We start from the raw sequence: 4443 nt of genomic DNA on the forward strand, positions 1-4443 counted from the left end.
TAATTGACGCCACTTCCCGGGCTTTAGGATGTTTCGGGTCGTTTTCAGCTTCCAGATCACTTTTCTTTCGGATATGAAAGCGCCAGCCAGTGAATAAATGACCAGCTCCAACAATAAAAATTGATCCAAGCACAATCAGAAACAGGCCAACTAAAAAGTCAATGTTTCCAATTAACATTTTTGGCAGTCGAAACAAAATCGCCAAAATATTGATGATCGCAAGCGCAATAATTGAAGACCAGATCGGTGACTTTTTAATCAACTCAATCATTAATTCTCGGCACCACGAAATCGATTATTGAATAACGGGCTAACCGGCTTATTTTCATTAATCCGCTTAATCGCGTCACCAATCAATGGCCCAACGGAAACCTGTTCAATCTTGTCAACTTGCTTTTCTTTGGTCAATTGGATCGTATCGGTCACTACCAACTGTTTAATCGGTGACTTTTGAATTCGATCAATTGCAGGCCCGGAAAGAACCGGGTGCGTGCAGCAGGCATAAACTTCGCTTGCGCCGGCATCCATCAGTGCTTGCGCACCCAAGGTAATTGTTCCGGCCGTATCAATCATATCATCGATCATCAGACAGCGTTTGCCTTTCACATCACCGATGATATTCATGATTTCAGCAACGTTTGCGCGCGGACGGCGTTTATCAATGATGGCAATCGGTGCCTTTAAGAATTCGGCCAAAGCGCGTGCTCTGGAAACACCACCGTGATCAGGTGAAACAACGACGTCATTACTGCCAAATCCCTGCTTAATAAAGTGGTCCGCAAGTAACGGGGCGCCCATCAAATGATCAACAGGAATATCGAAGAATCCTTGGATTTGAGCGGCATGAAGATCCAGTGCAACCAACCGATCGACGCCGTCTGTTTGTAACATATTCGCCACCAACTTAGCGGTAATTGGCTCGCGGGAACGGGCTTTTCGATCTTGACGGGCATAACCGTAATACGGAATGACCACATTAATTGTTCCGGCACTGGCTCTTCTCAAAGCATCAACCATAATGAGCAACTCCATCAAGTTGTCATTAACCGGAGCGGATGTCGACTGGATAATAAATATATTATCACCGCGGATACTTTCGTCAATGTTTATTCGAATTTCACCATCGCTGAAACGATCAACCGACGTTTTACCCAAAGGTACACCAACAGTTTGAGCAATTTTTTCAGCCAAGGGCCGATTAGAATTCAGCGCGAAAATCTTTAGTTTCGAATCAAAATATTGCTGAGCCATATGATCCTCCAATATGTTTTTTGTTAACTCTTTATCCCAATGACTTAATTATACAATGTTTTAATTAAAAATCAGAGTTAATCTTTCTGATACGGCAACTTTTTAAAATAGCCGGCTTTGTTTGTCTGACGTGCGCGGGCGATGGCCATATCGTACTGATTAACCGTCTTGTTAATGGTGGATCCAGCAGCAATAAATGAATGATCGGCAACTTCAAGTGGCGCAATTAAATTGGAGTTGCTGCCGATAAATGAATCGTCGCCAACCGTGACGTCATGCTTATGAGCACCGTCGTAATTGGCAAAAATAACTCCACAGCCAACGTTGATGTTCTTGCCAAGTTTGGCGTTTCCAACGTAGGTCAAATGGCCAACCTTGGTGCCTTCGTCAATTGAAGCCTTTTTAATTTCAACAAAGTTACCCAAATGAACGTGTTTGCCAATCCGTGCTTCGGGCCGCAAATGACTGTTGGGACCGATATCCGAGTGGTCCATCATTTCGGACGATTCAATTAACGAAGACGTCACTTTCACGTGATCGTGCAGAATTGAGTCGCGAATTTCAGAGTTAGCGCCAATATAACAATTGCTGCCGATAACCGTGTTGCCTTTGAGCTGAACGCCGGGTTCAATAATGGTATCAGCGCCAATCTTAACACCGGCATCGATGTAGGTCCGTTCCGGGTCAATCATTGAAATTCCATCCATCATGTGTTGGCGGTTAATCCGGGTCCGCATAATTTTAGTTGCCCGAGCCAACGCAATTCGATCGTTGACACCCATAGATTCATCGAAATCATCCATCTTGTATGCGGCAATCGTTTCGCCCTCCGATTTCAAAATTTCGATGACGTCAGTCAAATAATACTCACCCTGGGCATTATCATTGGTCAACTGATGTAAAGCATCAAACAACGCCTTGTTGTCGAAAACATAGACACCGGTGTTAATTTCATCGATTGCCTGTTCTTCACGGGTGGCATCTTTTTGTTCAACGATTTTTTCAACAATTCCCAAGTCATTGCGGACAATCCGGCCATAACCGGTTGGATCAGGCGCTTTGGAAGTTAAAATTGTAGCTTTTGCCTTTTTATTTTGGTGGTAGGTAAACAGGTCATTAAAGGTTTTGGTTGTCAACAATGGTGTATCACCACTGACAACCATCGTCATCCCATCCAAGTTGCCCAATAACTTTTCGGCCTGTAAAACAGCGTGTCCGGTCCCCAATTGTTTTTCTTGGACGGCATACTGTGTTCGGTCCCCCAGATTTTGACGGACGGCGTCAGCTCCAAAGCCGACAATCGTCACAACATTATCCATATTGGCCTTCTCAACTGCCGTTAAAACGTGATCAACCATTGTTTTGCCGCATAGGCGGTGCAGCACCTTATAAAGTTTTGACTTCATTCGGGTGCCTTTGCCGGCGGCTAGTATGATTGTGTTTTTTGTTGCCATTATTTATGTCTCCCCAATGCTTTTCTAATTAAAAATTTTATCAAGGTAATTTCCTGGTTGGGAAACTACAGTATTGTTTTCAGCGTCCACTCTCATGAGTGAGGTATAGTCACCAATCGTTCGACCGTTTGGCGCAGTGCTTTCAGCAACCACACCGACACCAATCAAATTAGCATCAAATTCGTCGACCATTGAAATCATGCCCCCAACGGTTCCGCCGCCACGCATATAATCGTCAACGATTAACACGTTTGAATCAGGCTTCAGGCTGCGTTTGGACAACGACATTTTTTCGATTCGAGTCGAAGAACCAGATACATAGTTGACGTTGACCGTTGATCCTTCGGTGATTTCAGTATCGTGTCGAACAATCACAAACGGCACGTTCAAGAAGTCCGCAACGCTTTGCGCAATTGGAACACCCTTGGTTGCAATCGTCATGACGGCGTCGACGTTTTGGTTTAAATATTGGGTCGCAAAAATTCGGCCAATTTGTCGCAACGTGGCCGGACTGCCCAATAAATCAGACATATAAACGTAGCCCCCCGGAAGATAACGGGCATCTGAAGACATCTCAGCAATCAGCTGATTGACGACTTCTTGCGCCTCTTCTTTTAAGATATACGGCAAAAACCTGGTACCGCCAGCAGCACCAGGAATTGTTTCAAGTAGACCAGTTCCACGATTTTGAAATGTTCGTTTTAATATTGTTAAATCTTCGCTGATTGAAGACTTGGCCGACTCATAGCGATCCGCAAAAAAGGTCAAAGGGACCAGCGTATGCGGCCGTTCAAGTAAGTAACGCGTCATATCGATCAGTCGATCACTTCTTCTTACTTTCAAAAATTCCACCTCGAGTTTATGTAATATCTATTTGATTTTATCATAAATAGTTCGGCTTTAGGGAATTAACATACAAAATTAGTCCAAATTTTAACGACTCTTATTACTAATCGAATTATACAGTAATGCCGAAGCGTAAATGACCGCTTCAATTGTGGCAATGAAAAAGGTTACCGGCCAGTTGGTGACATATCCCAGATAAAGGCCAAACCAAACACCAAAAAGGGCAAAAGCGATTGCCAATAACATCATTTGAATCACGGTATGGGCGAAATATTTCGAACTGGCAGCCGGCAATGTCAGCAGCACAAAAATCAAAAGTGAACCGACAATCTGCGCGGCAACACTGACACTAAACGCCAGTAAGACTAAGAAAATAATTGAAATCAAGGCACTGTGAATGTGGTTTGTTTTGGCACCGACAGCGTCGAACGAGTCGTCCTTCAAGTTTCTAAAAATGACGAATAAGACGATTAACACGAGTACGGACAGCGAAGCCATTTGGACAACTTCTTGATGGCTGATCCCAATGACACTTCCAAATAAAATATTGGTGGCGTAACTGGAATTCTTGTTGGAAAGTGACAAAAATAAAATTCCCAGCCCAATAAATAACCCGGAAATGGCACTAATCACTGATTCACGGCGAGATTCGACGGCTCCGCTAAGTTCACCGACCAAAATTGAACTGACGGTCGTAAAGGCCAGCATCCCGTTCAGAGGCGTCCAGCCGATAAAAATACCAAAAGCCGCACCCGCAAAGCCGATTTCAGAAAGTGTGTGCGTCATAAAGGGCATATTTCGTGCAACCACGAAGACGCCCATGATGCCACTGACAATTGCAATCAACGTCCCCGCCAAATAGGCGTTTTGCATAAATTCAAGACTAAACATA

At 44.0% G+C, this 4443-nt stretch carries 5 protein-coding genes; all 5 read right to left on the reverse strand.

The window, feature by feature from the left end:
- On the reverse strand, positions 1-271 hold a 271-nt coding region (locus tag AB3112_RS08580; RefSeq protein ID WP_367334295.1), incomplete at its 3' end, for a DUF3899 domain-containing protein.
- Positions 271-1251, reverse strand: coding sequence for a ribose-phosphate diphosphokinase (locus AB3112_RS08585; RefSeq protein WP_057908944.1), 981 nt, complete (start codon positions 1249-1251; stop codon positions 271-273). The genes AB3112_RS08585 and AB3112_RS08580, both read right to left, overlap by 1 nt.
- Positions 1252-1328: 77 nt before the next feature.
- Positions 1329-2705 (reverse strand): bifunctional UDP-N-acetylglucosamine diphosphorylase/glucosamine-1-phosphate N-acetyltransferase GlmU, encoded by a 1377-nt coding sequence (glmU, locus tag AB3112_RS08590; RefSeq protein WP_084974884.1) that lies wholly within the window; start codon positions 2703-2705, stop codon positions 1329-1331.
- 24 nt (positions 2706-2729) lie between these two features.
- Positions 2730-3548, reverse strand: a complete 819-nt coding sequence (gene purR, locus AB3112_RS08595) for a pur operon repressor (protein WP_075141224.1) — start codon at positions 3546-3548, stop codon at positions 2730-2732.
- A 90-nt stretch (positions 3549-3638) separates the two neighbouring features.
- Positions 3639-4442: a metal ABC transporter permease gene (locus AB3112_RS08600; RefSeq protein ID WP_057908946.1), complete on the reverse strand. Its 804-nt coding sequence runs from the start codon at positions 4440-4442 to the stop codon at positions 3639-3641.
- Position 4443: the final 1 nt, after the last annotated feature.

Origin of the sequence: Lentilactobacillus sp., assembly GCF_040773105.1 — a bacterium.
Classification (GTDB): Bacteria; Bacillota; Bacilli; order Lactobacillales; family Lactobacillaceae; genus Lentilactobacillus; species Lentilactobacillus parabuchneri.